At 45.7% G+C, this 26,085-nt stretch carries 25 protein-coding genes; 17 read left to right on the plus strand and 8 right to left on the minus strand.

Going from position 1 to position 26,085, the window contains the following annotated elements; genetic code table 11:
* The first annotated feature begins 9 nt into the window (after positions 1-9).
* From SELR_RS05485 to SELR_RS05495, 3 genes are read left to right on the plus strand one after another with little or no spacing between them, the layout of a single operon-like run.
* Positions 10-3,801 (plus strand): helicase-related protein, encoded by a 3,792-nt coding sequence (locus tag SELR_RS05485; RefSeq protein ID WP_014424213.1) that lies wholly within the window; start codon positions 10-12, stop codon positions 3,799-3,801.
* Positions 3,798-5,900, plus strand: a complete 2,103-nt coding sequence (locus SELR_RS05490; RefSeq protein ID WP_014424214.1) for a DUF1998 domain-containing protein — start codon at positions 3,798-3,800, stop codon at positions 5,898-5,900. Before SELR_RS05485 ends, SELR_RS05490 begins: the two co-directional genes overlap by 4 nt.
* A gap of 33 nt (positions 5,901-5,933) precedes the next feature.
* Positions 5,934-8,072, plus strand: coding sequence for a 3'-5' exonuclease (locus tag SELR_RS05495; protein WP_014424215.1), 2,139 nt, complete (start codon positions 5,934-5,936; stop codon positions 8,070-8,072).
* A 208-nt stretch (positions 8,073-8,280) separates the two neighbouring features.
* On the opposite strand, the gene SELR_RS19095 is transcribed toward SELR_RS05495, so the two are convergent.
* From SELR_RS19095 to SELR_RS05505, 3 genes are all read right to left on the minus strand, one after another.
* Entirely contained in the window at positions 8,281-8,817 is a 537-nt protein-coding gene (locus SELR_RS19095) for an IS3 family transposase (RefSeq protein WP_014424216.1), read from the minus strand.
* 60 nt (positions 8,818-8,877) lie between these two features.
* The gene (locus SELR_RS19495) at positions 8,878-9,114 is read right to left on the minus strand and encodes an IS3 family transposase (RefSeq protein WP_014424217.1); all 237 of its coding nucleotides are present in this window, start codon (positions 9,112-9,114) and stop codon (positions 8,878-8,880) included.
* Positions 9,115-9,191: 77 nt separating this feature from the next.
* Entirely contained in the window at positions 9,192-9,476 is a 285-nt protein-coding gene (locus SELR_RS05505; RefSeq protein WP_014424218.1) for a transposase, read from the minus strand.
* A 344-nt stretch (positions 9,477-9,820) separates the two neighbouring features.
* Here SELR_RS05505 and SELR_RS19500 point away from each other — a divergent pair, with 344 nt between their 5' ends.
* From SELR_RS19500 to SELR_RS05525, 4 genes are read left to right on the plus strand one after another with little or no spacing between them, the layout of a single operon-like run.
* Entirely contained in the window at positions 9,821-10,021 is a 201-nt protein-coding gene (locus tag SELR_RS19500; RefSeq protein WP_419789599.1) for a DUF3791 domain-containing protein, read from the plus strand.
* Positions 10,021-10,497 (plus strand): DUF3990 domain-containing protein, encoded by a 477-nt coding sequence (locus SELR_RS05515; RefSeq protein ID WP_014424219.1) that lies wholly within the window; start codon positions 10,021-10,023, stop codon positions 10,495-10,497. The genes SELR_RS19500 and SELR_RS05515 overlap by 1 nt, the downstream gene beginning before the upstream one ends.
* A gap of 3 nt (positions 10,498-10,500) precedes the next feature.
* Positions 10,501-10,731, plus strand: a complete 231-nt coding sequence (locus SELR_RS05520; RefSeq protein ID WP_014424220.1) for a hypothetical protein — start codon at positions 10,501-10,503, stop codon at positions 10,729-10,731.
* 20 nt (positions 10,732-10,751) lie between these two features.
* Positions 10,752-11,243 (plus strand): hypothetical protein, encoded by a 492-nt coding sequence (locus SELR_RS05525; protein ID WP_014424221.1) that lies wholly within the window; start codon positions 10,752-10,754, stop codon positions 11,241-11,243.
* Positions 11,244-11,309: 66 nt separating this feature from the next.
* Here SELR_RS05525 and SELR_RS05530 read toward each other — a convergent pair whose 3' ends face one another.
* Both SELR_RS05530 and SELR_RS05535 read right to left on the minus strand, forming a co-directional pair.
* On the minus strand, positions 11,310-12,188 hold the full coding sequence (locus tag SELR_RS05530) for a hypothetical protein (RefSeq protein ID WP_014424222.1): 879 nt from the start codon (positions 12,186-12,188) through the stop codon (positions 11,310-11,312).
* A 136-nt stretch (positions 12,189-12,324) separates the two neighbouring features.
* The gene (locus SELR_RS05535; protein ID WP_014424223.1) at positions 12,325-12,954 is read right to left on the minus strand and encodes a lactate utilization protein; all 630 of its coding nucleotides are present in this window, start codon (positions 12,952-12,954) and stop codon (positions 12,325-12,327) included.
* A 119-nt stretch (positions 12,955-13,073) separates the two neighbouring features.
* Here SELR_RS05535 and SELR_RS05540 point away from each other — a divergent pair, with 119 nt between their 5' ends.
* The gene (locus SELR_RS05540; protein WP_050992741.1) at positions 13,074-13,349 is read left to right on the plus strand and encodes a DMT family transporter; all 276 of its coding nucleotides are present in this window, start codon (positions 13,074-13,076) and stop codon (positions 13,347-13,349) included.
* A 96-nt stretch (positions 13,350-13,445) separates the two neighbouring features.
* Positions 13,446-15,167, plus strand: a complete 1,722-nt coding sequence (locus tag SELR_RS17640; protein ID WP_014424225.1) for a DUF4153 domain-containing protein — start codon at positions 13,446-13,448, stop codon at positions 15,165-15,167.
* A gap of 57 nt (positions 15,168-15,224) precedes the next feature.
* Here SELR_RS17640 and SELR_RS05550 read toward each other — a convergent pair whose 3' ends face one another.
* The 3 genes from SELR_RS05550 to SELR_RS05560 form a co-directional block, all read right to left on the minus strand.
* Positions 15,225-16,055, minus strand: coding sequence for a polysaccharide deacetylase family protein (locus SELR_RS05550; protein ID WP_014424226.1), 831 nt, complete (start codon positions 16,053-16,055; stop codon positions 15,225-15,227).
* An 82-nt stretch (positions 16,056-16,137) separates the two neighbouring features.
* Complete coding sequence (locus SELR_RS05555; protein WP_014424227.1) at positions 16,138-17,007, minus strand: hypothetical protein; 870 nt, start codon at positions 17,005-17,007, stop codon at positions 16,138-16,140.
* An 84-nt stretch (positions 17,008-17,091) separates the two neighbouring features.
* Positions 17,092-17,436: a polysaccharide deacetylase family protein gene (locus SELR_RS05560; protein WP_014424228.1), complete on the minus strand. Its 345-nt coding sequence runs from the start codon at positions 17,434-17,436 to the stop codon at positions 17,092-17,094.
* 129 nt (positions 17,437-17,565) lie between these two features.
* Between SELR_RS05560 and SELR_RS05565 the strand changes: the two genes are divergently transcribed.
* The 8 genes from SELR_RS05565 to SELR_RS05600 all read left to right on the plus strand — a co-directional run bounded on the left by SELR_RS05565 (position 17,566) and on the right by SELR_RS05600 (position 26,072).
* Entirely contained in the window at positions 17,566-18,534 is a 969-nt protein-coding gene (locus SELR_RS05565) for a P1 family peptidase (RefSeq protein WP_014424229.1), read from the plus strand.
* Between the two features lie 83 nt (positions 18,535-18,617).
* On the plus strand, positions 18,618-19,541 hold the full coding sequence (locus SELR_RS05570; protein WP_014424230.1) for a hypothetical protein: 924 nt from the start codon (positions 18,618-18,620) through the stop codon (positions 19,539-19,541).
* Between the two features lie 311 nt (positions 19,542-19,852).
* Positions 19,853-20,134, plus strand: a complete 282-nt coding sequence (locus tag SELR_RS05575) for a helix-turn-helix domain-containing protein (RefSeq protein WP_014424231.1) — start codon at positions 19,853-19,855, stop codon at positions 20,132-20,134.
* Positions 20,135-20,156: 22 nt separating this feature from the next.
* Positions 20,157-20,654, plus strand: a complete 498-nt coding sequence (locus SELR_RS05580; protein WP_014424232.1) for a DUF6680 family protein — start codon at positions 20,157-20,159, stop codon at positions 20,652-20,654.
* A gap of 103 nt (positions 20,655-20,757) precedes the next feature.
* Positions 20,758-21,978 carry a hypothetical protein gene (locus tag SELR_RS05585; protein WP_014424233.1) on the plus strand — a complete coding sequence of 407 codons (1,221 nt, stop codon included), beginning with the start codon at positions 20,758-20,760 and terminating at the stop codon, positions 21,976-21,978.
* A gap of 210 nt (positions 21,979-22,188) precedes the next feature.
* Positions 22,189-23,802: a type I restriction-modification system subunit M gene (locus tag SELR_RS05590; RefSeq protein WP_014424234.1), complete on the plus strand. Its 1,614-nt coding sequence runs from the start codon at positions 22,189-22,191 to the stop codon at positions 23,800-23,802.
* Positions 23,803-23,804: 2 nt separating this feature from the next.
* A complete protein-coding gene (locus SELR_RS17645; protein ID WP_014424235.1) occupies positions 23,805-25,037 on the plus strand; it encodes a restriction endonuclease subunit S in 1,233 nt (410 codons plus the stop codon).
* Positions 25,038-25,058: 21 nt separating this feature from the next.
* Positions 25,059-26,072, plus strand: coding sequence for a PDDEXK nuclease domain-containing protein (locus SELR_RS05600; RefSeq protein WP_014424236.1), 1,014 nt, complete (start codon positions 25,059-25,061; stop codon positions 26,070-26,072).
* Positions 26,073-26,085 lie beyond the last annotated feature (13 nt).

Consider the following 26,085-nt stretch of genomic DNA (forward strand, 5'->3'; position numbering starts at 1 on the left):
GAAAACTGCATGTCAGAGCAACCAAGAGAACAATATTTAGATTTGGTACGGCGCGAGTTGCTGGGACCCGGGGCGGAACCGTCTTTGTTGGACGCAGAGACAGATGTTGCACATGAGCGATTGGCGGCTAATCCAAACAGGCTTTATTTGTTAGGAATTCTATATCCGCAAGATGCTAGGAAAAATACGGATGCCCCAGTGAAGAACGGCAGTAGAGAAGATGCCGAAAATTACATGGTAGATGATGTAGACGCTGAACGGGATCTTACTGATGTTAGTGAGGATGCTCTGCTTGAAGTTACAACTGTTTCAAAGAATAGCGGTAGTGATGATGAAACAGATGATGAAACAGATGATGGGCTAGATGAAGCATTTACTATGACTGCACAATTTTTACCCGCTTCTATGGGGTTGCTTTGTCTGACAGAAGGCAGCCCGGATGGGGCACAAGTAAATATTTCTTTCGGTACATATCGTCGTGCCAAGGAAGAACTAGGAGAGTTCTGGGTTCCTTATCAGAAGCCGACAGGATTTGATATACCGGGAGAGTATGAGCCATTTTTGCATTATGACAAGATTAAGGAGCGCTTGTACTTAGTCCAGGAGTTTTCTAAAGGTCTAAATAGAGATTTCCGTAATCAACATAAGAATCCAAAACCGGAACTACGGGAATTTATGTGGAAAGTCAGTCGTTTAGCTATTTTTTCACGTGAAGGTCGTGTACGTATACCGAATGATTTTAGGCTGCGCCTTAATTTCGATGGGCAGGGACATTTTGAAGAAGATTTACATGGTGAGGGCGGTAAAGCCAGACTGATAGCTCGAAAACGGGAGATTACAGCAGGTCGTTTTTCCTTGACTCTTATGTTGGTGAATCTTTGTCATGATGAAAAGGGGCAGGCCGAAAACTGCCTTTACCAGGCTGAAATAAAAATGGAAGCCAGCGAAGAGGATGGCTTTCATTTTACTGACACACGTTTTTCTGAGCCAGATTTGAGCGATACGGAAGAAGATAGTTTACGTCTGCTCTATCATGGCAAGCAAAACTATGCTACGGGGCTTGGTACTGCAGCTGCTTGGAAAATGGATGATGAAGGATATGGCTATGTCCGCACTGATTTTTTCCCTATAGCGGAGACGCCACAGATGGATTGGGGCAGTGAGGAACGCTCTATGAAGGACCTTTCAAGTTTATCGTCCATCTCACGCGAGAAAAAACTTGAAAGTCTGCAGAAGCTCGTATCTGCCTATGAAAGATGGATAAGTAGTCTGGAGAACAAGGCAGAGCAGTTTACAGATATACGTTTTAAGCAAGCTGCTGCTAGAAATATAGGGCTATGCCGCAAGGCGGCTCAACGTATGGCGTCAGGAATAGAAGTTTTGCGGGAAAATGATCTAGCCTTTGAGGCTTTTGAGCTTGCCAATCGTGCCATGTTTATGCAGCGTGTCCAGTTACGTATGCAAGGAGATCGTACTTGCCAAACACTAGAAGAACGTTGGCCAAGTGATAAAAAGACAGCAGCGTGGCTTCAAAATGTCGATTATGAAGCAGAGCCTGATGAGAAGGATGGATGGCGTGCTTATTGGCGCCCCTTCCAGATTGCGTTTATTCTTATGGTTATACCTGATGCTGTTGATGATCATGCACTTGGAAGAGAGTTTGCAGACCTTATCTGGTTCCCCACTGGTGGTGGTAAGACAGAAGCTTATTTAGGTCTTACAGCGTTTACTATCTGCTATAGACGCCTAGCACATACGGAGGCGCAGAGTGGCGGTACGACTATAATTATGCGTTATACGTTGCGACTCTTGACAGCACAGCAGTTCAATCGAGCCTCTACGCTTATTTGTGCTTTGGAGTTAATGCGTCGTGAAGGCATAGCAAAACTTGGTAATGAGTCTATTACAATAGGTTTATGGGTTGGACAAGCTACGCCTAAGAAATGCATCAAGGGTTCGTGGGAAGATCCCAGTGCGGATATGCTTTTGAAAAAAATTAAAGATTATAGCGTGAATGTTGGTAATATCGAGGAACGTAAGGAACGGTATAATCGCTTCCAGGTCTTGAAATGTCCATGGTGTGGTACCAAGTTAGAGCGCGGTGTCGTGAGTAGTCATGGATCAAAAAAATTGGAAGGGGTCTGGGGCTATGGTTTAGACCAGGAAAACCATTTCCATTTCTTTTGTCCGCAAAGAAAATGTCCATTTAATGATGAGTATTTCTTGCCTATTCAGGTCATAGACGAAGAAATATACAGAAATCCGCCAACACTGTTGTTTGCTACGGTTGATAAATTTGCTCAGATGCCATGGCAGAGTGATAAGGTGGGTAAGATCTTCGGTGCTGATAAGAAAGAACGTCGTGCTCCGGAACTCATTATCCAAGACGAGCTCCACCTTATTTCAGGTGCATTGGGAACAATGGTCGGACTTTACGAAGTGGCTTTGGATGCAGCTTGCCAGCATAAAGGTATCAAACCAAAGATAATTGCTTCTACGGCCACTATTCGGCGTGCTACAGAGCAATGCGCAGCACTCTATGAGCGTCAGGCTTTTCAGTTCCCCCCACCGGGCCTTGAGTCTGGTGACTCTTTCTTTGCTAGGGAAAAGGTGGTAAGTAAGAAAAATCCAGGGCGTAAATATGTCGGCTTAATGCCTTCTGGAAAGACCAAGACTGTATCCGAAATACGTGTATTGGCCGTTCTTTTAGAAATGGTCAAGGCTATGCCGGGCTTAAGCGATGAGGAGATGGATAAGCTTTGGACATTAACAGCATATTTTAACAGTTTGCGTGAACTCGGTAGAGCAGATACGCTGGTGATGGATGAAGTGCGTGATGCTATGCACCGTATTTCTTTCCGTTTGGATATACCATGTCGTAGTGTATATGGTGCAAAGGAATTAACAAGTCGCGTGACAGCTATTGAACTGAATCAGACGTTGGATGCTCTGGAACACTTAACTTATTCCCAGGTTAATAGGGAACAAAAACGTTATGCTGTCAATGTACTTTTGGCTACTAATATGATTTCTGTGGGGCTTGATGTAGCTAGATTGAACTTAATGTTGGTGGTAGGTCAGCCTAAGTTGACAAGTGAATATATCCAATCTACTAGCCGTATCGGTAGACAGAGTCCCGGCGTTGCGTTAGTATTATATCGTCCGACAAATAGCCGTGATCGTTCATATTATGAGCATTTTCAGTATTTCCACCAGACATTCTATAGCCAGGTAGAACCTAGTGTAGTAACACCGTTCTCTCGGCCGGCGTTATCTAGAGGGCTTCATGCTGTGTTAGTGTCTATGATGAGGTTGGGGAAACATACATATGAAATTTTTGCTAAGGATGATTCTGCAATAAAGTTTGATCTTCAGAATGAGGCCATAAGGGAACAGGCCGAATGGAGTAAGAATTTCTTGGTGCGTCGTCAGCGTCGTGCCTATGAGCTAGCTCCAGGCCTTATGTCTGCTGAGGAGATGGATACTGATCTACAAGATTTGGAACAATTGATTGATGGCTTTTTCCAAGCGTGGGACGAAGAAGCAACTTATGCTAGTAAGGACGCGGTAAAGCTTTGTTTCGGGCACAGTTTCCTTTTCCGTTGGCCATCAGATGGCGAACGGATTTTACTGGCTACGCGTCAAAGGGTTCTTACACTGGCAGAAATGAATCAAGAAAAGAGTGAACAAGCAGGACCAGCGATAGAAACCATGTCTTCCCTACGTAGTGTAGATGATGAATTGAAAGGTTCGCTGATTACTTTCCAAGAAAGGGTTGAAGGCGAGGGGACAAAATCATGAATAAGTTTAAATTTGATACGCTGCATTTGCCATCCTCCCATAAGGTCAGGTTGGCACAGGCTATTTTACAGTATGCTCCTGGTGCTATGGTAGATTTTTCGGATAGAACTTTATTGACTGCAGCACCATATACATGGCATAGCAGTATCGGAACAGACGAGAATATACGCCCTATCAGTGACCCTCGTTTTGCCCGTGCATTACATGTAGATGGTTTTGAGGCACCAACGCAAATCAATTATGTGCAATTTCCAGAATGGTATTTTTGCCCTGTTTGCCGCCGTTTTCAACCACTTACATCTTGGCAGGCTGAGGCCGAACGTAAGGCTAAAGGTGGAGATAATCCATACAGACAAATGCGTAACAGGGCAGCCATCAAACGAAGCTGGCAGCAAGATAATCAGGAACGTAAAGCATTTCTGCCACGTTGTAGTAACCATGACTGCCATAATAGCGAGCTTATTCCGGCTCGCATTGTGGTAGCTTGTAAACACGGACATTTGGATGATTTTCCCTGGGTCAAATGGGTGCACTACCGTAACATTGGGGGCGCTAAGGAGCCATGTTGCGAGTCGCCGGTATTGCTCTTTGAATCCGGTGGTGGTACAGAGACAGGTGAAGATATACGCATTACTTGTACTAAGTGTCATGCGGTCGCCACACTGAAAGGCGTTTTTACTGCTGATGCTTTTCAGAAGGTAAACGAAGATTTGGGCCGTGAGATATTCTACTGCAGCGGACGTTTGCCGGATTTTGGTAGTCATTCAGAATGTAATCAGATGCCGAGAGCGTTATTGCGCGGCGCGACGTCTGTGCATTTCCCTATGGTGCGTAGTTCTATGGTTATTCCGTCACAAATTAGTAGTCCGGAAATTGATATTGATGATCTTGCATACCGTTGGGAGGAATATCAAGCTCTATGTAATGAACAATATGGCAAGCCGGGAGATGAATTTACTCGCGTAGATTCAGGTCCTTTATCAGATTATGAGAGATTCGGTAGTTTACATTTACAACAGGTCGAATTATTGGATCAGGTACGAATTGTAAGGGCTTTTTTAGGATATTCCCGGTTACGGCCTGCGGCTCGTCGTGATGATGAAGGCTTTATCCATGCCCGTTTACCACAGGATAAAGCATACCCGGCCTATGAAGGATTTGGTGAAGGCATCTTTCTGCGCTTTGATGAGGAGGCTATCAAAGAATGGCTGGAATTAACACCGAGGGCGGCTAAACGTGCTTGGCTAGTGGAACAAAATAGACAGAAAGGTTTTTTGGCTGGCGAAAGCCATGCTCCGATTACACCTAAGTTCTTGCTTTTGCATACACTGGCACATCTACTTATTAAAGAGCTTAGCTTTGAGTGTGGTTACAACATAGCTGGACTAAATGAACGTATTTATTGCGCTGATCGTGAAGTGAATAATACTGACTTCGATATGGCGGGGATCTTCATATACGCAGCCGGTGGTGATGCAGAAGGTACTTTAGGTGGACTAATAAGGCAAGGACGTGCTGATACCTTACCTCAGATTTTCCAACGTGCATTAGCAAAAGCACGCTCATGCTCCAATGATCCGATGTGTAGTGGAAGCCATGGTCAGGGGCAGGATGGACAGAATCTAGCCTCATGCTATGCTTGTGCCTTGTTACCAGAAACAAGTTGTGAGGAATTTAATTTGTTTCTTGATCGTGGAGTTGTTGTAGGCACGTTTGATGAGCCGGATATTGGTTTTTACAGTAATGTAGCAGCTACAAGAGCTCAACACGCTCGTAGTAATATGGCAAAGGAACAAGTTACTGAGTGTGTGAATGTCGAGGAAAAGTCTGCTACAAAAGGCTGGGAGGCTAAGCGCGAGGAACTACTGGAAGATGAAGCTATAGAGGCCTCGAAGCTTATGGAAAATGCAGGAGTTCCCGTACCAGATATAATTGGTGCTGAGTTACTTAATGGTCGTTGCAATGTAGAGATGATTTGGCAGAAACAGAAAATAGTGTATTTGACCTCAGAGCAAATGGATCAGGCACCGGAGCTGCTTAAGGAAGGCTGGCAGATTCTTGATTTAAGACAGCCAGTGGATGCAGGCATATTTGAGTAATAAGAGCATGCACATGGAAGGAAGTGCTGAGGAATGTTTTACGGTCACCCCAATATTGTATATCCGCTCAGGGTAGATAAATTGTTGGAAGATTTGCCATCTCAGAAAATGCAAAAGAAGTTTTGGGAGACAATGGAGCAGTTTACGAAGCAACCAGGCGACCATGGCTTGAATTTTGAGGCACTGCATGGGCAAAATCTGTTCTCCATTAGGATTCAAGGCAAATATAGAGTTATTTTGTACCGAGACCCAAAGGATAACAATACCTATATGCCGGTCTATGCCGGCAATCATGATGAATCCTATGCTTGGTCTACATTCCATTGTGTTGTAGACCCGAAAACTAGTGCTATCGTCTATCATGTGGTCAAAAAAGAGAATGAAGCAACTTTGCCACAGCCTTCGGGCAATGATATATTCTGTAACGTCAAAGACGAGGATATGCATGTTCTGGGCGTCCCGGACTATGTAATTTCTGAGGTCAGGAAATTTACGCGACTGGAAGATTTCTATGGTATGAAGAATGAAATTTCCGAGGCTTTGTATGACATCCTAGACTTTCTGTTGGAAGGTTGCACTGTGGATGAAGTCAAGGATATGCTGGGAATTACGGACTGCGCTGCTGATAAGGATACTACTATTTTACAGGCTGCTCAGACGGCCGCTAATCAACAGCATTATAAGGTCGTTACCAATAATGCTGAATTGCATGAAGCTATGGAAGCCTCATTGGAAAAATGGCGAGTCTTTCTGCACCCGACTCAACGCAAAGCTGTGGAACGTAATTATAATGGTTCGGCCCGTGTAGTAGGCGTAGCTGGTACGGGCAAGACTGTTGTGGCTATGCACAGAGCTAAATTCTTGGCTACACAGATGCAGAAGGGTGAGAAATTACTTTTTACAACTTATACCAAAAATCTGGCCATTGATATCGAGAATAATCTGAGAAAAATTTGCTCAGAGGAGGAGATGTCGCACATCGAGGTCAAAAATCTAGATGGTTGGGCCGCTAGTTATCTTGGTAAGCGCAAAATCATGATGCATGTTTCTGGGCAGGAACATCTCGATAAGGTGTGGCGCAAAGCGATAGATAAGGTTCTCAGGCGTGGCGAGAACGTGCCTTTTCCTGAGCCAGAATTCTATCGAGAGGAATGGCGCCAGGTCGTGATGGCCCTGAAGGCTACATCTCCTGATGAGGCAAGAAAGGAATATGTCCTGAGGGCTAAGAGAGATGGGCGCAAATATCGTCTAGATAGGAAAAAGCGTCTCGAAGTCTGGGCAGTTATGGATGAATACAGACAAATGACGCGCAAAGAGAAAATGTTCGATTATGATGCTATTCGCTATGAATGCCGCAGATATGTTAGTGAAGAAGAACAACCGCTGTATAAACATATTATCGTGGACGAAGGACAGGACTTCAGCATGTGCGGCTACAGGCTCCTACGAACCCTGGCTGGAAAAGAGCACCCTAATGACATCTTCATTGTTGGTGATGCTCATCAGCGCATCTATGATAATCGACCTATTCTTTCTCATTGCGGTATCTATATAAAAGGGAATAGCACAATCCTGCGGGTAAATTACCGTACGACGGAGGAAATCCATACGCGAGCTCTGGGACTGTTGCATGGATTCAGCTTTGACGAGATGGATAACAATGCTGAATTGAGCAGCGAACTGCTGGATGAACGTACGGCATCTCTGACACATGGCAATCAACCGGTGTTGCGCAAATGTAACGACATTGAGCAGGAGCATGGTTTCATCATCAAAGAAGTAGGCAGACTGACCAGTGGAATTGTAGATAGTAAAGATATTTGCGTCGTGGCGCGAGGCAAGGATCAACTGCGAAAGCTCAAGAGAAGTTTGCAGAAGGCAGCTGTATCATGTTATGAATTGGATGCTAATGGTGACGATGGTGACGGCAGAAAACAGTCAGGCATAAGGCTGGCGACTATGCACCGCGTAAAGGGCCTGGAATTCGAATATATGTTCTTAATAGATCTAAATCATGGCTTGGTTCCGTTGGCAAAACGCTTAAAAGACGCGGAGAATGAGCAGGAAGCGCTGAAAGCGGAAAAGTGTTTGCTATATGTGGCTATGACCAGAGCACGGAAAGGTGTGTATCTGCTCAGTTCTGATGTGCCGTCGCCTTTTATTGTTGAGTGAGTTGTACGCGTCTTAAGCCTATTATAGCAGTTTGAATCGTATTTCCCTCGTAGGCGCTTTTTGTGTAGATAATTGCTTGATACTTAGAATCTTCAATTACCATCAAAAAAGAAGGTGCTAAATACTTTGCATTTGTAGCACCTTCTTTTCAACATCTGGTCCTATGTCAAGATTTAGTACAACATAAAATGAGAAATTTTAATTATTTTCAACTTACCAATCGTGATTCTCTAGCAACGCTCGCCTTGTAAAGTTTTTCGAAGTCATCTGGCGAAAGATATCCACAATGGCTGTAAATCCGCTTTGTGTTGTAAAATGCTTCAATATACTCAAAAATTAGGCCGTGAGCATGATTAAAATCCCGGATTCTAAAGCGGTTCAGCCATTCACGCTTTATCAATGCGTGAAATGACTCGATACAGGCATTATCCCATGGATAAGCTTTCTTGGAATAGCTCCGCTGCATTCGTGCGGTGGCCTTCTTATATTCTTTAGCTACGTATTGGCTGCCTCGGTCTGAGTGGATAATCAGTGGTAAATCGAGGTTGCGGCGTAATTTCGCTTTTTGAATTGTTTCCGTTACGCAGCTTACTTCTAAGCTGTCAGAAAGCGTCCATGCGATGATTTTGCGAGAGTACAAGTCCATAATGCTGGTCAAGTATACAAATCCGTCAATTGTCCATACATAAGTGATGTCTGAACACCAAACCGCATTAGGCCGTTCCAGATTAAATTGTTCATCCAAGATGTTCTGCAGACTGTCACTGAAGTCTGGATCAACGGTAGTTGGAACCCAGGGCTTAACCTATTGAGCACGAAGCCCCATCTGGCGCATATACTGACCTACAGTCCTTTCAGAGATGATTTCTCCGGCTTTACGCAGTTCTGATGTGATTTTAGATGCACCATAATTTTGATGAGACTCATCGTAGATTCGCTGGATTTGTTCTTTTACTTCCTGTCGCCTTATTGATGTGTCTGATGGCAGACGATGGCGCCAAGCGTTATAGCCCGAGCGTGAAACGCCAAGTTTTCGCAGCATTCCGGAGACGGAAATAGGGCGTCCTTCTTCTTTTGCAATTTCCGCCTGTTCAGAGACCTGAAGATAAATGGCCTCTGTTATTTTCCCAGAATGCTGATGGCTTTTTTTAACACGTCAAGTGCGTCTTTCGTATCGCGCAATTCACGGCGTAATCTGGCAATTTCTTTCTGTTCATCGGATTCGTAGTTGCCGGAACCTCTTACAACGATATCGCCGGAGTCACGAAGTTCTTTGCGCCACTTGGTCAAAGTGCTGTAACCGATGCCAAGGTTATTGGCACAGCCACGCAAGCCAAGCTCCTTATGATCTTCGTAATATTGAATTGCGTCAAGTTTAAACTGTTTGTCATGTTGTTTAGCCATTCTGAAATCCTCCTCAAGATAGGTACATATATTGTACCATGTCATGAACTTATTTAGGATTTCTCATTTTGACTTGTACTATTTATATTCTAACTCCACCTGTCACTTAAAAGGGGGCTGATCAGTCATTTTGACTGGTCAGCCCTTTGCTGTTCGTGATATACTATATGTAAAGCTTTTTGTGCGATATAAAGATATGATTGTGAGACTAACTTACACTACAGTTGTTGACCGGTCAATGGTTATCTGTCGAGTTACAGATTGAAAAGAGTTGGCCATGACAGATACAACGCTATAGAAAATTGAAGAAGCATGAGGATTTGATGATTATGAATCAGGAAAGCATGGAATTTGTAGTCTACATGATTCACGCTTGTGCCAACAAGTGGAACATGTCTCCTAAGCAGGTATACCATAAATTGCAGGAGACTGGCTGTATTGATGAATACTTAGTACCTAATTATGATATTCTCCACACGCAAGGGAGCGGCTATTTGGTAGATGACATTAGAGAATACTTACGGATTAGAGGTGTGGTGGTATGATGGTCTATCACGGCTCGACAGAGATAATCAAAAAGCCGGATGTCTTGCATTCGTATCGGCTTCTTGATTTCGGCCAGGGGTTTTATGTGACTACAGTTAAGGAACAGGCTATGCGATGGGCAAGGCGTAAGGCTGGCTTGCAAAAGGATAAGTCCGGTATTGTGAATTGTTATCAGATGACTGAAGACACTGACGACTTGCGTCATAAGACTTTTTCAGAGGACTTGATAGAGTGGATTGATTTTGTCTGCAAGTGCAGGGATGGGAATATGGGTTATAAGGAGTATGACTTGATTTCTGGCAAGGTGGCAAATGACAAGGTGTTTCGGGTGGTAGACTTGTACCGTACAGGAATTTGGGATAAGGATAGAGCGTTGAAGGAAATCAAAGCCTATCCCAATTATGACCAGATAGCATTTATAACACAGAAAGCCATCGATAAGTTACTGATATACGATTCTTACATTGAGGTGTGAGCCATGGATGAGAATGTTTTGGAACAGGTCTATCAGGAAAAATTGGAAGAACGCATCATTGCGCAAATAGCCAAGGAGAAAGCGATTCCTTTGGAAAAAGCCATGCGCATATACTATAGCAGTGAACTAGCGGATAAGATTCATCAGGGTATGGAAGGGGTTCAGTATTTGGATTATAAAGTATTGGTGCAGGTGTTGAACGAAACAGAACCTGAAAAGATGTGTTCTGACTAAGTGATGGATTCGGAGGTAAGATGGCAATAATTGATTTTGCCAAGGCGCGGGAGGCGCGGTTGGCGAAGGCTGCGAGGACGAAGGCAGAACCTTATGCGCGGTATACGGCGATGCTGGAGGCGTTGGACAAGGAAGATTTGACCGCAATGGAGAGTATTGCGCAGGTCCATGCCTTGCAGATGGCTTATAGGATCGTGGAGCACAGTCCGTATTGGGGGACGAAGCAGGGGGATTTTTTCCTGCAGACCTGGTCGGCATTGGAAGCGGTGGTGCCTGTGGTCGGTGATCTGATCATCGCCAACAGCTTCGTTGACAGTTCGGTTCGCTTGCGCGGGCAAAGGTATACGTCCAATGAGGTTGGGCTATGGGCGGCGCGGCGGATGATCTTGGATTATCTGCTGATTCTGATTGATGACAACAGCCGGCCAGATGATTGGCTGGATATCCGCGATAAGCAGCCCTTGCAAAATGTGTTTGCGCATTTGGGTTATAATATTGACCGGTCAAATTGACACGTCAAAAAGTGGTGGAGTCACGATGGGCTCCACCACTTTTGTATGCAATTGACTATAAGCGCATTATCCTTGCGGGGATTTCACGAACTCCAGAAGGTGCCCGCTGTTTTCTTTCTGGTCCTGCCAGGTCAGGGTGCCATTGCGGAGGACGAAAACGCTGGAACCATCGTCGTAGACCTTTTTATCTGTGCCGGTGCCTTTTTCCGTATAGGTGTAATCTATGCGGGTGCCGTCGTGGTTGCTGAAGAGTATGGCGCTGAAGTTGTCGTAGGTGCAGTGGTAAGTCCAGCGGCTGCCATCGGCGGCGCTGCTGGCCCATTGGATTTCCACGAGGTAGCCGGAACGTTCCCGGCTGATCACTGCCGTACAGCGGCTGCAGCTCCAGATGCCCAGGTAATCATCTGCCTTTATGCCTGCGCTGGTGGTGTCATAGCCATTTTCCGCATAGCGCGTGAAATGGATGGCCCCGTCATGTCCGGAACGAAGGTCTGTCTGTGTGGCGGTGTTTTCGTCTTTGGGGAATGCTGCCCATAGTTCATTGGCACTGTTGAAAGCAGAGTACCAGGGAGAAGCGGTGTCCTTATCCTCAAGGACGATGCCGCCGCTTTCATGAAAAGAGTACCAAAGGGATTTTGAGCCGTCCGGATGTTTTTCGCTGGTCACCTTGACTTTTCCGAAGGCTTTGCCATCTGGGGAAATCAATTCATAGGTGCCATCGGCATAGATGGTCAGAGTTCTGGCGTTGGGGGCATCTGCTTCGTGCCAGATGCCGGCAATGGGCTGGATGCTGCCTTTCTTGACTGGTTTCAAGTTCTGGGCTTTTGGCATTTTGCTGTCAGCTGCCATAACTGGTTCTGCTTCGACAATTCCGCCGAAAAGACAGGCTGCCAGGCCTAATGCCAGCGCGGGACGAAATGGTTTCCATAAGGGGTTGCTGTTCATGATTTGGTTCACCTCCCAATTTCTATTATACAGGATTCTTGATAAAAGACAAACTATTTAGAATCTTATAGATACGTATTTTATAGAATAACGCCGCCAGCTTTGCATCTATGGCAGAACAGCTGGCGGCGTTTATTTAGAAGCCTAAGTTATCGTTAACCAGGATTACCTGAATGCGGCCCTTGTGCAGGGAGTAGCGGGTAATCAGGAACTGGCAGCAGATGGTGTCGGGACTCTTGCAGTCGAAGCAGGCACCGGTTTTGGCGCAGGGGGTGCTCAGGCCGAAGCGCTGGGCATTGATGGGAGCGGCCACGTTGCGGGCCCGCTTCATAGCGCCGTCCAGATCGTCGCAGACCTTGTTGAGCCCCACGATGAAGAGCACTTTTTTCGGCCCTTGCGCGATGGCGGATACGCGGTTGGCATTGCCGTCGATGTTGACTAGTATGCCGTCCTGCGTCATGGCGTTGGTGCTGGAGAGGAATACATCAGCATCATAGGCCATCAGCATGGCTTTGCGTTTGTCTTCCACTTTGTCGCGGTCGATGAAGTTGTAGTCCTCCGTGGTTAGGGCTTCCGTCAGGCCAATTTCGTGGACGCTCATGGCGCCGCCCATGGTAACGGTGCTGCCTTTGGGGATGAGTTCCAGAGCCAGCTTCAGGGCTTCTTTCTTGTCCTTGGCATAAAAGCCTTCCATATTGCGAGATTGCAGGCCTTTGATTACTGTCTGGGCCAGCAGTTCATTGCGCTTGCGGATGTTTTCGTTCATTTAGCTTTCCTCCTATTAATAAACACATGCATTTTAATTTCGCCATATTCTATGGCATTTCCTGCTTTTGGCAAGGAAATACGTTGGATTTATTGACAGGTCAGGGGATTTACTATAGCATGAAATTCGATTCCTGGGTGTCCATTGCCTATGCAGGTGTTCTTTCTACGGGCGTGGCCTTTACCTTGCAGATCGTGGGACAAAAATACGCCGCTCCCAGTGAAGCGGCGGTAATCATGAGTTTTGAAGCGGTGTTCGGCGCTTTGGCCAGCTTCGTGGTCCTGGGCGAACAGATGAGCACGGCCCAGCTCTGTGGCTGCCTGCTGATGTTTGCCGGAGTAATTGTCAGTCAGCTGCGCACGATCATGCAAAAGAAACATGCTCCCGCTAAATAAGAACTGGTTCTTTTGCCAGAGCTTTGCTGCATCTAATCTGTTTCTAACCTGGCTGTGCGATAATCGATGCAGGAATAATAGTGAGGTGAGAAATCCATGGGCAAGAAATCCATCATGAATTTTCGCTATCTGCGGGAAAATTACCGGGAAATCCTGCGGGAATATGGCAGGACCTTGGGCGAGCGTTTCCCGGAGGCGGCAGTGCTCAATCTGCTGATACTGATCTATCAGGGCGGGATGCTCTGGGCTTATAAGGTGGAAGAGTTTGAGGAAGACTGGCTGATTTGGACGGCGCGGCTGTCGGTGCTGCTGCTGGTGGCCGTGGCGGCGGAACTATGGCGTGAACGCAGGCCGGAGTGGTCTCCCGGGCGGTATCGCTGGAAAATTGCCTGCCTGCTTGCGGTCTGGCTTATCGTGTATGAAGCGGGCCGGAACTTTTTTCAGGGCTTTGAGGAGGCCATGTTTTATCTGGCAACCCCGCTTGTCTGGTCCTGTCTGATTTTCTATCTGCTGCTGCCGCAGGCAAAGGAGCGGCAGAGCCAGCAGCTGCGCAGCTGTGTCAGCGCGCTGGTCAGCGCCGGGGGAATTGGCATGCTGCTGTCCCTGTTGGTGGGTATCTGCCTGGCGGCAGTGCAGGTACTGTTGGTGGAAGTTCCCACGGAAGTCGACATCTTCCTGCTGGGCGTCGTGCCTTTTGCTTGTGCGGTCAGTATTGCCCTGTGTCTGCTGCCCAGGGCTGAGGTTGCCACGGAGCCGGCCGAGCCAATCCTTAATCGGATTGTCATGGGGCTGGTCCTGCCCTGCTATGTATTTTTGCTGGTCATCCTTTATCTCTATATTGGCAAGATCATTTGGCAGCAGTCCATGCCGGTGGGCGAAATGAACTGGTATGCCTCGCTGGCCTTGCTGGGTTATGGCTTTTTCTATTTTTTCTGGAACGACATGCCTAAGAACTGGTTTGACCGGTTCATGAAGTGGGGGCTTGTCTGGTTCCTGCCCATCCTGCTGGTTCAGCTGTATGGCGTGTGGATTCGCTATGCGGCCTATGGGCTGACGACGCTGCGCTATCTGTCCATGCTCTGCACGGGCTTCGGCGTACTGTTTCTGGCCTTTCGCTTCCTGCGGCAGGGCATCCGGCAGCTGTTTCTGGTGGCTGCCGTGCTGGTGGCTGTGTTTTCCTTGTCGCCGCTCAATGTGATGCGGGTGCCCCTGCATGAACAGCAGGCTCGCCTGATTGACTTGCTGGTACAGGAGGGCTTGTATGCAGAGGGCAGGATTACGATGAGCCATCCGGTTTCCCCAGAACGGGCACAGGCGGTAAAAAGCTGTGTGGACTATATCTGCAGTTCAGGGGCGGATGAGCGGGAAGATTTCTGCCGTCAGGTCAAGGAAATTGAATGGAAGCAATACCTGCCGAAGGAAACGGTCACGAAGAAAAGCTCGGGCATGGAACTGCCGCCCAAGGAAAAGGAAGACCGTGTGAGTTTCTTTCCCAGCCGGAAGGGGATTCCTCTGGCGGGGTACCAGTGGGCTTATCCCGTGAATATCAAGAAAGCGGTAGTGGTTATTCCGCTGGAAGAGGGTGAGCGGCGCGAGGTCGACCTCACGGATTATGCGGCCCGGTTGGTGGCTGCCCAGAGTGACGTTCCGTGGCAGGCAGGCAAATTCAAGAACTGCCGGGAAAAGCGCGTCATCCTCGATGAAGGCTATGTGCTGGATGACCGTTCCCTGCTGTATTTTAGTGAGCTGACGGTTATCTTGGGCGAAGATGGCCAAATGAAGCGTATCAACGGGCGCGGCTATCTGCTCTTGAAGTGAATAAGGGCAAAAAAAGCCTTCCTCTCCAGGGGAAGGCTTAGACTACAAACAGTTTGCTTAATTTTTCATCCAGCCAAAGCTTTCGAAGATGGGCTGGTAGCGTATGCGTTCGATGAAATCCTTGTTCGTGTCTTCGGTGTGAAAGATGGGAACGCGTTCCAAGGCGAAGATGTTGCTGGCTTTGTCCACGTTGCCGTATTTGATGGTGAAGGCGGCTTTGTAGCCAGCCTCTTTGACCATCTGGGCGATATGGAGGTTATAGGTGCCGGTGGGGTAGGCCACGTAGTTTACTGCGTGGCCCAGCTCGGTTTCGGCTTTTTTCTTGGAGTCCACGAGTTCGGAGCGCAGCTCGTCATCGGTGAGGTCGGTCATCGATTTGTGGTTGACCGTGTGGGATTCGATGTTGATGCCGTTCTTATTCATCTCCCGCGCCTGATCCCAGCTTAGGTAGCCTTTTTTGTGGCGGTCGAGGAAACCGGTCACCACGAAGATGGTGGCTTTGAAATCGTATTTTTTGAGGATGGGGTAGGCATTGGTGTAATTGTCCTCATAACCATCGTCAAAGGTAATCAGCACGGGATTTTCCGGCAGCTGGCCATTGCCAGCCAGGGCTTCGTAGAGTTCATCGGGATTGATGGTATGGTAGCCGTTGTCATGGAGGTATTTCATCTGATTGTCAAAATCCTCCGGCCGTACGGACAAAGAGATAAAGGTGTGGTCAATCTTGTGGTAGTTCAGCACCAGCACTTTCGTGCCGCTCTCGCTGTCCGCTACCATGGTCGCCTGCAAGGGCTTGGGCTGTTTTCCTAAAATGATAACGCCGGCAACTGCTGCAATGATGCAAAGCAGGGCAGCTATTTTCCAGATTCTTTTCTTGCGCAAGTTCATAGCTCCTTGTATCATATACTACCCTACAATTCTACAACGAAACGGGGCGCGATACAATACAGGGATTTATAATTTATTGAGGCTATTTCATGAATTCCATGAGTTCCCCGCTGTTTTCCTTCTTGTCCTGCCAGGTCAGGACGCCTTCGCGGAGGACAAAGGTGCCGGAGCCATCGTTGTAGATTTCCTTGTTCGTGTTCTTGCCATCTTCCGTATAGGCGTAATCCGTGCGTGTCCCGTTGTCATCGCTGAAGAGTAGCGCGCCGAAATTATCATAGGTGCAGTGATAAGTCCAGCGTTTGCCCTCGGCAGCACTGCTGGCCCATTGGATTTCGACGAGATACCCGCCAGAGGCTTCCCGGCTGACTACTGCAGTGCAGCGGCCACAGCCCCAGACGCCCAGATAATCATCGGCCTGCACGCCTTCGCTGGTTGCCTCATAATTGTTTTCGGCATAGCGTACGAAATGGATGGCACCGTCATGTCCGGAACGCAGGTCCGTCTGTGTCGCCGCTTTCTCGTCTTTCGGGAAAGCCGCCCATAATTCATTGGCGCTCTTGAACGCAGAATACCAGGGCGAAGATGAGTCCTTATCCTCAAGGACTACGCCACCTTCTTCAAAGAAAGAATACCAAAGGGATTTTGAACCATCCGGATGCTTTTCCGTGGTTACCCGGACTTTGCCAAAGGCCTTGCTGTCCGGAGCAACTAGCGTATAAGCACCATCCGCATAGATGGTCAAAGTTCGGGGCGCAGATACACCCGCCTCCCGCCAGATACCGGCAATGGGCTGGAGGCTGTTTTTCTTGACTGCCTTGGAAGCCTGAGCCTTGACCGCATGGCTATCCGCGGCCAGAACAGGTTCTGTTGCGGCAACACCGCCGACAAGACAGGCCGACAACCCTAACGCCAGCACCGGACGAAACGTTTTCCACAGAGTTTTGCTGCTCATGATACGGATCACCTCCCTGCTTCTATTATACAAGATGTCAAAAAGGCGGTAAAGCAGGATGTGTGCTTTACCGCCTTGGTTTATTCAGTTTTTCATCCAGCCAAAGCTTTCGAAGATGGGCTGGTATCGTATGCGTTCGATGAAATCCTTGTTGGTTTCCTCGGTATGGAAGATCGGCACTCGCTCCAGCGCGAAGATGTTGCTGGCTTTGTCCACATTGCCGTATTTGATGGTAAAGGCGGCTTTGTAGCCAGCTTCTTTGATCATCTGGGCGATGGGGAGGTTGTAGGTACCGGTGGGATAGGCCACATAATTCACTTCATGGCCCAGTTCGCTGTCTGCCACCATGGTAGCTTGCAGCGGCTTGGGCTGCTGGCTGAAGATGATCATACCGGCTATGGCGGCCATGAATACAATTGCTAAATCCATGCTGTTAGAAAAAAATGGCCGATTTTTTCTGTCGGGCCGCTGGGAGGCTGATTGACCGCACCGGTTTATCGCAATATACTAGGAGCAGATGATTTTGGTTGGTTTTAGTGCAGGGAACGGAGGTAAATCATGCAGGAAATACCTTTTTCGGAAATCGAGGGCGTTCAGGTGGGCAATGCTCAGAATGATACGGCCAAGACCGGTGTTACGGTGCTTTTCTTTCCCGCGGGAGCAAAAACTGGTGTGGATATCAGTGGTGGCGGTCCGGCATCAAGAGAAACACCGGTTTTAGATCCCACGCGGGAGGATTTGGGCATTCATGCCATTGTCATGGCCGGTGGCAGTGCTTATGGACTGGCGGCGGCAGATGGCGTCATGCGCTGCCTGGAGGAAAATGGCATTGGCTTTGATACAGGCTTTGCACGGGTTCCGCTGGTCGTGCAGTCGGATATCTATGATTTGTCCTATGGCAGTGCATCGGTTCGCCCGGATAGCGATATGGGCTATGCTGCCTGCCAGAATGCGCTCCGTCAAAACAGCCCCCTAAGTGGTTCGGTCGGTGCGGGAACAGGCGCAACGGTAGGCAAGTTTTGTGGCATGAAGCAGTCGCAAAAAAGCGGGATTGGCTATTATGCCGTTCAGGTCGGAGATTTGAAGATGGGGGCCGTGGTCGTGGTAAATGCACTGGGAGATGTCTATGCCCGGGGAAAGAAGATTGCCGGTCTTACCAATGCGCAGCGTACAGATTTCCTGGATAGCGTACAGGAGCTTTATCGCCTGGCAGCACCCAAGGATTTACTGTCGCGCACGAATACAACCATCGGGGCCGTGGTTACTAACGGTGCTTTTGATAAAGCCCAGCTTACCCGTATTGCCCAGCAGACGAGAAATGCCTACGCACGTTCCATCAAGCCCGTAGGGACGCTGGCCGATGGCGATACCATCTATGCTTCCGCCTGCGGCAAATTGATGCAGGCCGATGTGAATATGGCAGGAACTTTGGCCGCAGAAGTTATGGAACGAGCGATAGAGAATGCCGTATTGTCGGCAAAAATGGCCGATGCGGAATATTTGGCAAATTGTTTGACTTATCAATGAAACGAATAGAGGGGAAAAAATATCCTTTGTAGAATAGCCTATCATAGCAAATGTTTAGGCAGTTAGCGAAAGGATGGATACTGATGAAATATGGCAAGGTGGCAGCGACGGCAGTTTTGGCAGCATGTGTTGGGTTGGGCGTATGGGGAAACTGTGTAGCGGCGGATAGTGGGGAAAAGGTACAGCAGATGCAAAAACAGACGGATTGTGCTTATGAAAGTGCAGGCTATCGTCTGCGTATCCCTAAAGCCTATGACAACTTGCTGCTGACGGAAACAAAATTCAAAGATGGCGGCAGACTCTTTTCTGTATCGGAAAAAGCTTCTGTGGAAGCGGCGAAAAAAGAATATGCAGAATATTCCGGGGCCGGCTGGATTTTTGGCATAAGCAGGGTGGATGAGGCAGAACTTCGGCAGATGCTTTGCGAAGATATGTCCGGTAGGACGCTTTTTGCGCGGGATGATAAGGGCGGCTATTACATATTTGAGCATCCTACGGATGTGCGTTATATGCGGGAGTCTCCAGAGGCTATGCAGCGGGATCAGGAAGAGTGGAGCCGTTTGTGTTCCTGGGCGTGGTCGTCCGTGCAGGAAAATTTCATTGCAGACAATCCCACGCTGATGCCGATGCAGGCGGATAACAGCAATATCGGCATCTATCTGGCCAATATCAGCTATCGGCCAGAGATGAAGTGTTCTTTGAGCAGGAAAGGGAAGACTGCATATTCGGTAGATGGTATCCGTGCAAGATCTTTTGCGGAAAAGCTTTTTTATGGCAATAGCTTTGAGATGGTAAAAGAGAGCAGGAACCTCGGGGATTATATCAAACTGAGCCTGCCCGGGGAGAATACCGACCTGTATTTCTTCCGGGACGAAGGAGAAAACTATGTTCTGGAGAAGCGGGCGGGATTGGAAAACAATCTTTACAAGGCTATTCCCGTAGAAGAACATGCGGATGCACTGATTGTAATGCAGGAATGGTATGAGGCCATGGCAGAGGGAAAGTGAGAGACTATGGTGGCTGCTATTGATTTTCAATTTTGAAATGATGGTGGTGGTGCGGCAGGGACTGGCTAGTCATTTTTGACCGGTCAAAAAAATGGTGGAGTCACGATGGCTCCACCATTTTCGTATGCAGTATTGCGTGGAAATATGATAAAATAGTAGGAAGGATGAAAGACAGAGGAAGGGGAGGATGAATATTATAGATTAATTGGAGAAATGTGTTCGGTAGGCTACAACTCATGTAGTTTAGAGACAGTGGCTTCAAGAAAATACTGGAAGACTATGATTTCCAAGAACATACGACAGTAGCATTGATGCCAAAATTTATGGCAGAGCATAGGGATTTCCTGCTGACGTTGTATAATTTGAATTATGTTGAGGAAAAGAATGTCGCCCAAGATGTCGCCCAAGAAAAAACGAGTAAATATGAGGCACAGATACTGGCACTCGTGAAGTCGAATGATAAGGTAACACGCCAAGAAATGGCGCAAAAACTTGGTGTGAGCAAAAAAACCATTGAGCGTGAGATTAAGAAGATTACTGAGTTGTCGTATGTAGGACGCGGATATAGTGGTCATTGGAAAATAATAAATTGAGATGATGGGGTGAAAAATAGAAGTGGAATGGAAAGATATTTTAAATATTATAGCGATTGTTATTGCACCCATAGCGGCTTCAGTGATTGCTGTATGGCTTCAAAATCGTTCGGAAAAGCGAAAAGATAAGATGTATATTTTTAAAGTGTTGATGACATCGAGAATATATGGATGGACTCCTGAAAAAGTCAATGTATTAAATATTATCGATATAGTTTTTTCAGATGATAAAAAGGTTCGAGTCGCATGGAAGGATTTAAGTGATAAATACAATGTTGAGAATCCAGACCAGTTACATTTGAAAAAAATAGAGCAGGCACAGTATAAACTGATAGAAGCGATAGCTAATTCGCTTGGCTATAAGAATACAATAACCTGGGAAGAAATACAAAATCCATATATACCACGAGGAATGGTAGAACAAATTGAAAATCAAAAGAATATGCAACAAATGTATATGGAAGCTATATCTGGGGTTAGTAGAATTGTAAACCGACAGGAACAACGAGAAAATAAGTAGAATATAAGTTTGACTTACTATTTGTAGTACGATGAATGTTGGATTTATTGTCTAGGATAAAAGCATAGTGGGTTGTGTGTAAATATATAATGGGGGAGAAATATTGGAGCAAGTATTTGGGAAAATTAAAAATGGCAAACTCATTGTTGCACCTAAAATAGTGATTAGAGATGGTGATATAAGTTTTGATAATAAATCTTTATATAAAGAGAAGGGATATAAGAAAATATTGTATACAAAACCGTTAGAAAATAAGGCCGGTTATGATTTGGTAGCTAGTTGGGAAGAAAAAGAAGATGTTGTTGTTCAAAAATGGGAGTACAAGGAATTTAATGGTGACTATTCTGACGATTTGCTAGTAGCGGTCAGAAATTTTGCTTATGATATCGAGCACTTAAAAGATGAGTTAAGAGAGAATTATGATAAAAACAAAAATTATATAGATAAAATATTAAAAAAAAACTATCTCATCAAATGCATATATGATTATAAAGATGATGATGTCACAACAAAACAATTATTAGAAAAGTTGCATGAATATGGGTTAAATCTAATAAAATTTTTTGAATGGCTAAAAATGAATAATTTCTTTGAAAAGAAAAATATTCTAGTGAAAGAGAGTTTCTTGATTGATAAAGCAAAAGTTAGTAATGGGATGACGGTTGAAGATATTTTGAATATAGATATCAAGAAAATGTCGGATATAGAAAGAAAAGGGATACAAAAATGTATAATCTTTCCTATGTACTTTAAATCTAATTTATCATCTTTATATATGCTTGAGAAAAATAAAACGGCAGCTAACAAGGTTGTTTATAATATGACGTTTATATATTTGTTTACATTATTTGACGAAGTACTCCTAAAAATTATCCGAATAGTGTGTATGCATGAAAAAAGGTGGTTGTTTGGTTCGGAAAAAATATGTCCTGATGAAATAATCAACTGTGATACAGTAGAAGAATTTCAAGAATTACTTGTAGATAAAAAGGTAAATCAATTAGCGTGGGGGAGCTATGAAGATAAAATTAAATTTTTAAAGGAAAGAGGTGTTAAGATAGATAAAAAATATATTTCATTATTTGATGAAAAAATATTGTTCTTATCCTTGAAAAGAAATGTTTTGGTTCATAATGGTGGCGTTTGGAATAAAAATGCTATTGATATGTTAAAGGGAACACGATATTGTGACACTGTTTCTATTGGAGATGATATTGACCGTACGTATGAGAGCTTTGAAAATGCAAGTAAATATATAACACTTGCGATTAAATACTTATACGAACAAATATGTGATAAATTCAATCTTTTAGATAAATATTAATATTTGAAAATGATATAGTACAGAGCATTAGAATGATTATTTATAAATACAATTGAGTATCATTTAGCATGTAAGGAAGCAACTCGCCAGGGGAGTGGATAACGTTGTTTCTGTTATGCAGAACTTTTTTGAAAACGAAGATTAAATTTAGTATAATAGATACCGATGGTACAAGATTTTGATTAATTTAAGGCAAGGGATGATAGAGATATGGCATCACAGGAATTGAATCAGGCGCTTTGGAACGCCGCTAATGTTATGCGCAGCACGATGAGCGCGGACGAATACAAGGATTATCTTCTCGGCATGATTTTCTACAAGTATCTGTCTGACCGTCAGCTTTATGCGGTGGTTGACCTTTTGGAAGACCGTCAGCCGGAAAGCCTTGATGAAGCGCAACAGATGTATGAGGAAGCTCGTCAGAGTGAGGATTGGGAAGACCTGAAAGCCGAGCTGGAGGAAAATTACAGTTTTGCTATTGAGCCGCAGTATACTTTTACGGCGCTGTACAATGAAATCAACAACAAGACCTTTACCACCGACCATCTGCGTCAGGCCATGCGGGATATTGAGCAGGGGGGCGAGGCAATCCGTGGGCAGAAGCTCTATGAAGGCCTGTTCGAGGATTTTGATATTGATTCCAAAAGCCTTGGCACCACTCCGGCAAAGCGCAATGCCATGCTTTCTGATGTGATGAAGGAGCTGGCTCATATCGACTTCACTCAGTATGGCGCGGATGCCCTGGGGGATGCTTACGAATATCTGATTGGCCAGTTTGCCGCCGGCTCCGGGAAAAAGGCCGGGGAGTTCTATACTCCGCAGGCGGTTTCGGAGCTTATTACCCGTATCGTGACCAAAGGCAAAGAAGGGGAGCCTGCCTTTTCCATCTATGACCCTTGCATGGGTTCGGGTTCCCTGCTTTTGCATGCCCGCAGCTATATCAATGAGGACTGCCGCAATGGCATTCAGTTCTTCGGGCAGGAAATCTCTCATACCACCTACAACTTGGCCCGCATGAATATGATTCTGCATAATGTGCCTTTCCAGTATCAACATTTCCGCAATGGCGATACCCTGGGGGCTGACTGGCCTACGGAGGAGCCGACAAACTATGATGCTACCGTGATGAATCCTCCATATAGCCAGCATTGGAGTGCGGCGGCAGGCTTCTTGACTGACCCGCGATTCCAGCGCTATGAAAAGCTGGCGCCGAAGTCAAAGGCGGATTTTGCCTTCCTGCTCCATGGTTTTTACCATCTGAAGGAAAACGGCACCATGGGCATTGTCCTGCCTCATGGCGTCCTGTTCCGCGGGGCGGCGGAGGGGACAATCCGCAAGCACCTGCTGGAAGATGGCAATATCTATGCCGTTATCGGCCTGCCGGCGGGGATTTTCTTCAATACGAGCATACCAACCTGCATTATCGTGCTGAAAAAAGACCATGTGAACCGTGATGTGCTCTTTATTGACGCGTCAAAGGAGTTCCGCAAGGAAAAGGCCCAAAACTTCATGGATACGGAGCATATTGACAAGATTATGGCGGCTTATGATGAGCGCAAGGATGTGGACAAGTTCGCCCATCTGGCTACCTTTGAAGAAATCAAGGAAAATGATTACAACCTCAATATTCCCCGCTATGTGGATACCAGCGAACCCGAGCCGGAGGTTGACCTGAAAGAAGTCTGCGCCAATTTGCAGGGAATTGATGCCGAAATCAAAGCGGCTAATAATGAACTGTTGGCCATGCTGGATGATTTGACCAGTGATGATGCGGAAGCAAAAGCGGCATTGGCAGAACTGGGCAAAATCATACAGGGGGTGTGAAGATGAACACACCTAAAATTAGATTTAAGGGATTTACGGATGATTGGGAGCAATGGAAGCTAAAAGAGCTTGTTGAAGATTTATCTACTGGGAAAAGCGTAAATTCAACTGATGAATTGGTTGGAGAAAACGATATAGGTGTATTAAAGACTAGTTGCGTATCGTACGATTTTTTTGATGCAAATGAATGTAAAAAAGTCGTTACTGAAGAAATAGGATATGTAAAATGTCCAGTTGAGAAAAATTGTATCATAGTCAGTAGAATGAATACACCAGAACGGGTTGGTGCCTGTGGTTTTGTCGACAAAGATTATCCAAATCTTTATCTACCAGATAGACTTTGGAAACTTAAGTTTTTGGATAAATATGATGTACGAATGATACATTGTATGCTTATTTCTCCATATTATAAGGCAGATATTTTAAGTTTGGCATCTGGAACAAGTGGCTCGATGTATAATATTTCGAAAGAAGACTTTGAAAACATTGAGTTAAAAGTTCCATCTAAAGATGAACAATTAGTTATATCAAAGTTGTTTAATAACCTTGATAGCCTTATTACCTTGCACCAGCGAAAGTGTGATGAGCTGCAAAAAGTAAAGAAGTATATGCTTCAAAAAATGTTTCCTAAAAAAGGAGAAAAAGTTCCAGAGATTCGCTTTGCTGGTTTTACTGGCGATTGGGAACAGCGGGAATTTGGAAGTCTCTTAAATGAAAAAAGAGAAAAGACATCTGTTGAGGATGAAGATACATTACTTTCATGTGCAATTAATGGCATGTATCTCAATTCAGAATTATTTAGTCATTTTAGAGGTCAGTCCAATATTGGATACTTAAAAGTAAAGAAAAACGATTTAATACTGTCAGCACAAAATTTACATTTAGGAAATTGTAATGTAAATTTACGATTTGAGCATGGTATAATATCGCCGGCTTATAAAGTTTATGAACTTGTTGATTGTAATCCGTTGTTTGTGCAGGCATGGGTTAAAATGGACAAGACAAAGGAGTTTTTCCTAAAGGCTTCAACTGAAGGCGCAAGTGTATGTAGGAAAAATATAGTTTGGGAGGAACTATACAAGCAGGAATTACCAGTTCCTTCATTTGAGGAACAGACTAAAATTGGAGAATACTTCGCTAACCTCGATAATCTTATCGCCCTTCATCAACGCAAGTGTGATGCCCTTAAAGAAATCAAGAAATATATGTTGCAAAATATGTTTCCAAAGAAATAAGGGCATTGGGGGTGAATCGGTATGAATGAAATCGAGAAGGTATCACAGGATATTTACGGCGAAATCAGACAAAGCATAATTCATGTACAGCATAAGGTACAGCAGACTGTAAATGCTGGCATGGTGCAGATATACTGGGAAATTGGTCAGCAACTTGATAAGGCCTGTGATGGCAAGCAGGCAGAGTACGGAAAAGGAGTTCTGCAACAAGTTTCCGCTAAGCTGACGGCTGAATTTTGCAAAGGTTATTCTTATGCCAATTTGCGGAATATGCGGCAGTTTTATCGGTGCTTTCCAAATTGCTACGCACTGCGTAGCGATTTGAGCTGGACGCATTACCGTATGCTGATGCGGGTGGCGGATTCCAAGGCTAGGGAGTTTTATGCCGAGGAATGTGCTGCGGCGGGGTGGAGCAGTCGGGAACTGGAACGGCAGATTACGACCTTTGCTTATCAGCGCACTATTTCCCAGCAAAAGACCGGCGAAAGACTGCCACAGACGGCAACGGATAAGGGGATGGCACCTTATCGGGATTTTATCCGTGACCCTTATGTGTTGGAATTTCTGGAGGTGAAGCCTTCGCCGGAGCTCTACGAGCGGGATATTGAGCAGGGCATTATTGAGCATTTGCAACAGTTCCTGCTGGAGCTGGGACGCGGCTTTTCCTTTGTGGCCAGACAGAAACATATTGACATTGATGGAGACCATTTTTATATTGACCTGGTGTTTTACAACTATATCCTCAAATGCTTTGTCCTGATCGACTTGAAGCTGGGCAAGGTCAAACATCAGGACATTGGGCAGATGCAGATGTATGTAAACTATTACAAGGCCAATATGCGCAATGAAGGGGACAATGAGCCCATTGGTATCGTCCTTTGCGCGGAGAAGAATGAAGCCGTGGTGAAGTATACGATGGGGAGCGACAACAGCACCCATATTTATGCGTCCAAGTATATGCCCTATATGCCGACCGAGGAAGAACTGAAAAAGGAACTGCGTTTGCAGGAGCTTCCCATGGCGGAAGAAGAATAACGTAGCAGGAGGA

Origin of the sequence: Selenomonas ruminantium subsp. lactilytica TAM6421 (genome assembly GCF_000284095.1) — a bacterium.
GTDB lineage: Bacteria > Bacillota > Negativicutes > Selenomonadales > Selenomonadaceae > Selenomonas_A > Selenomonas_A lactilytica.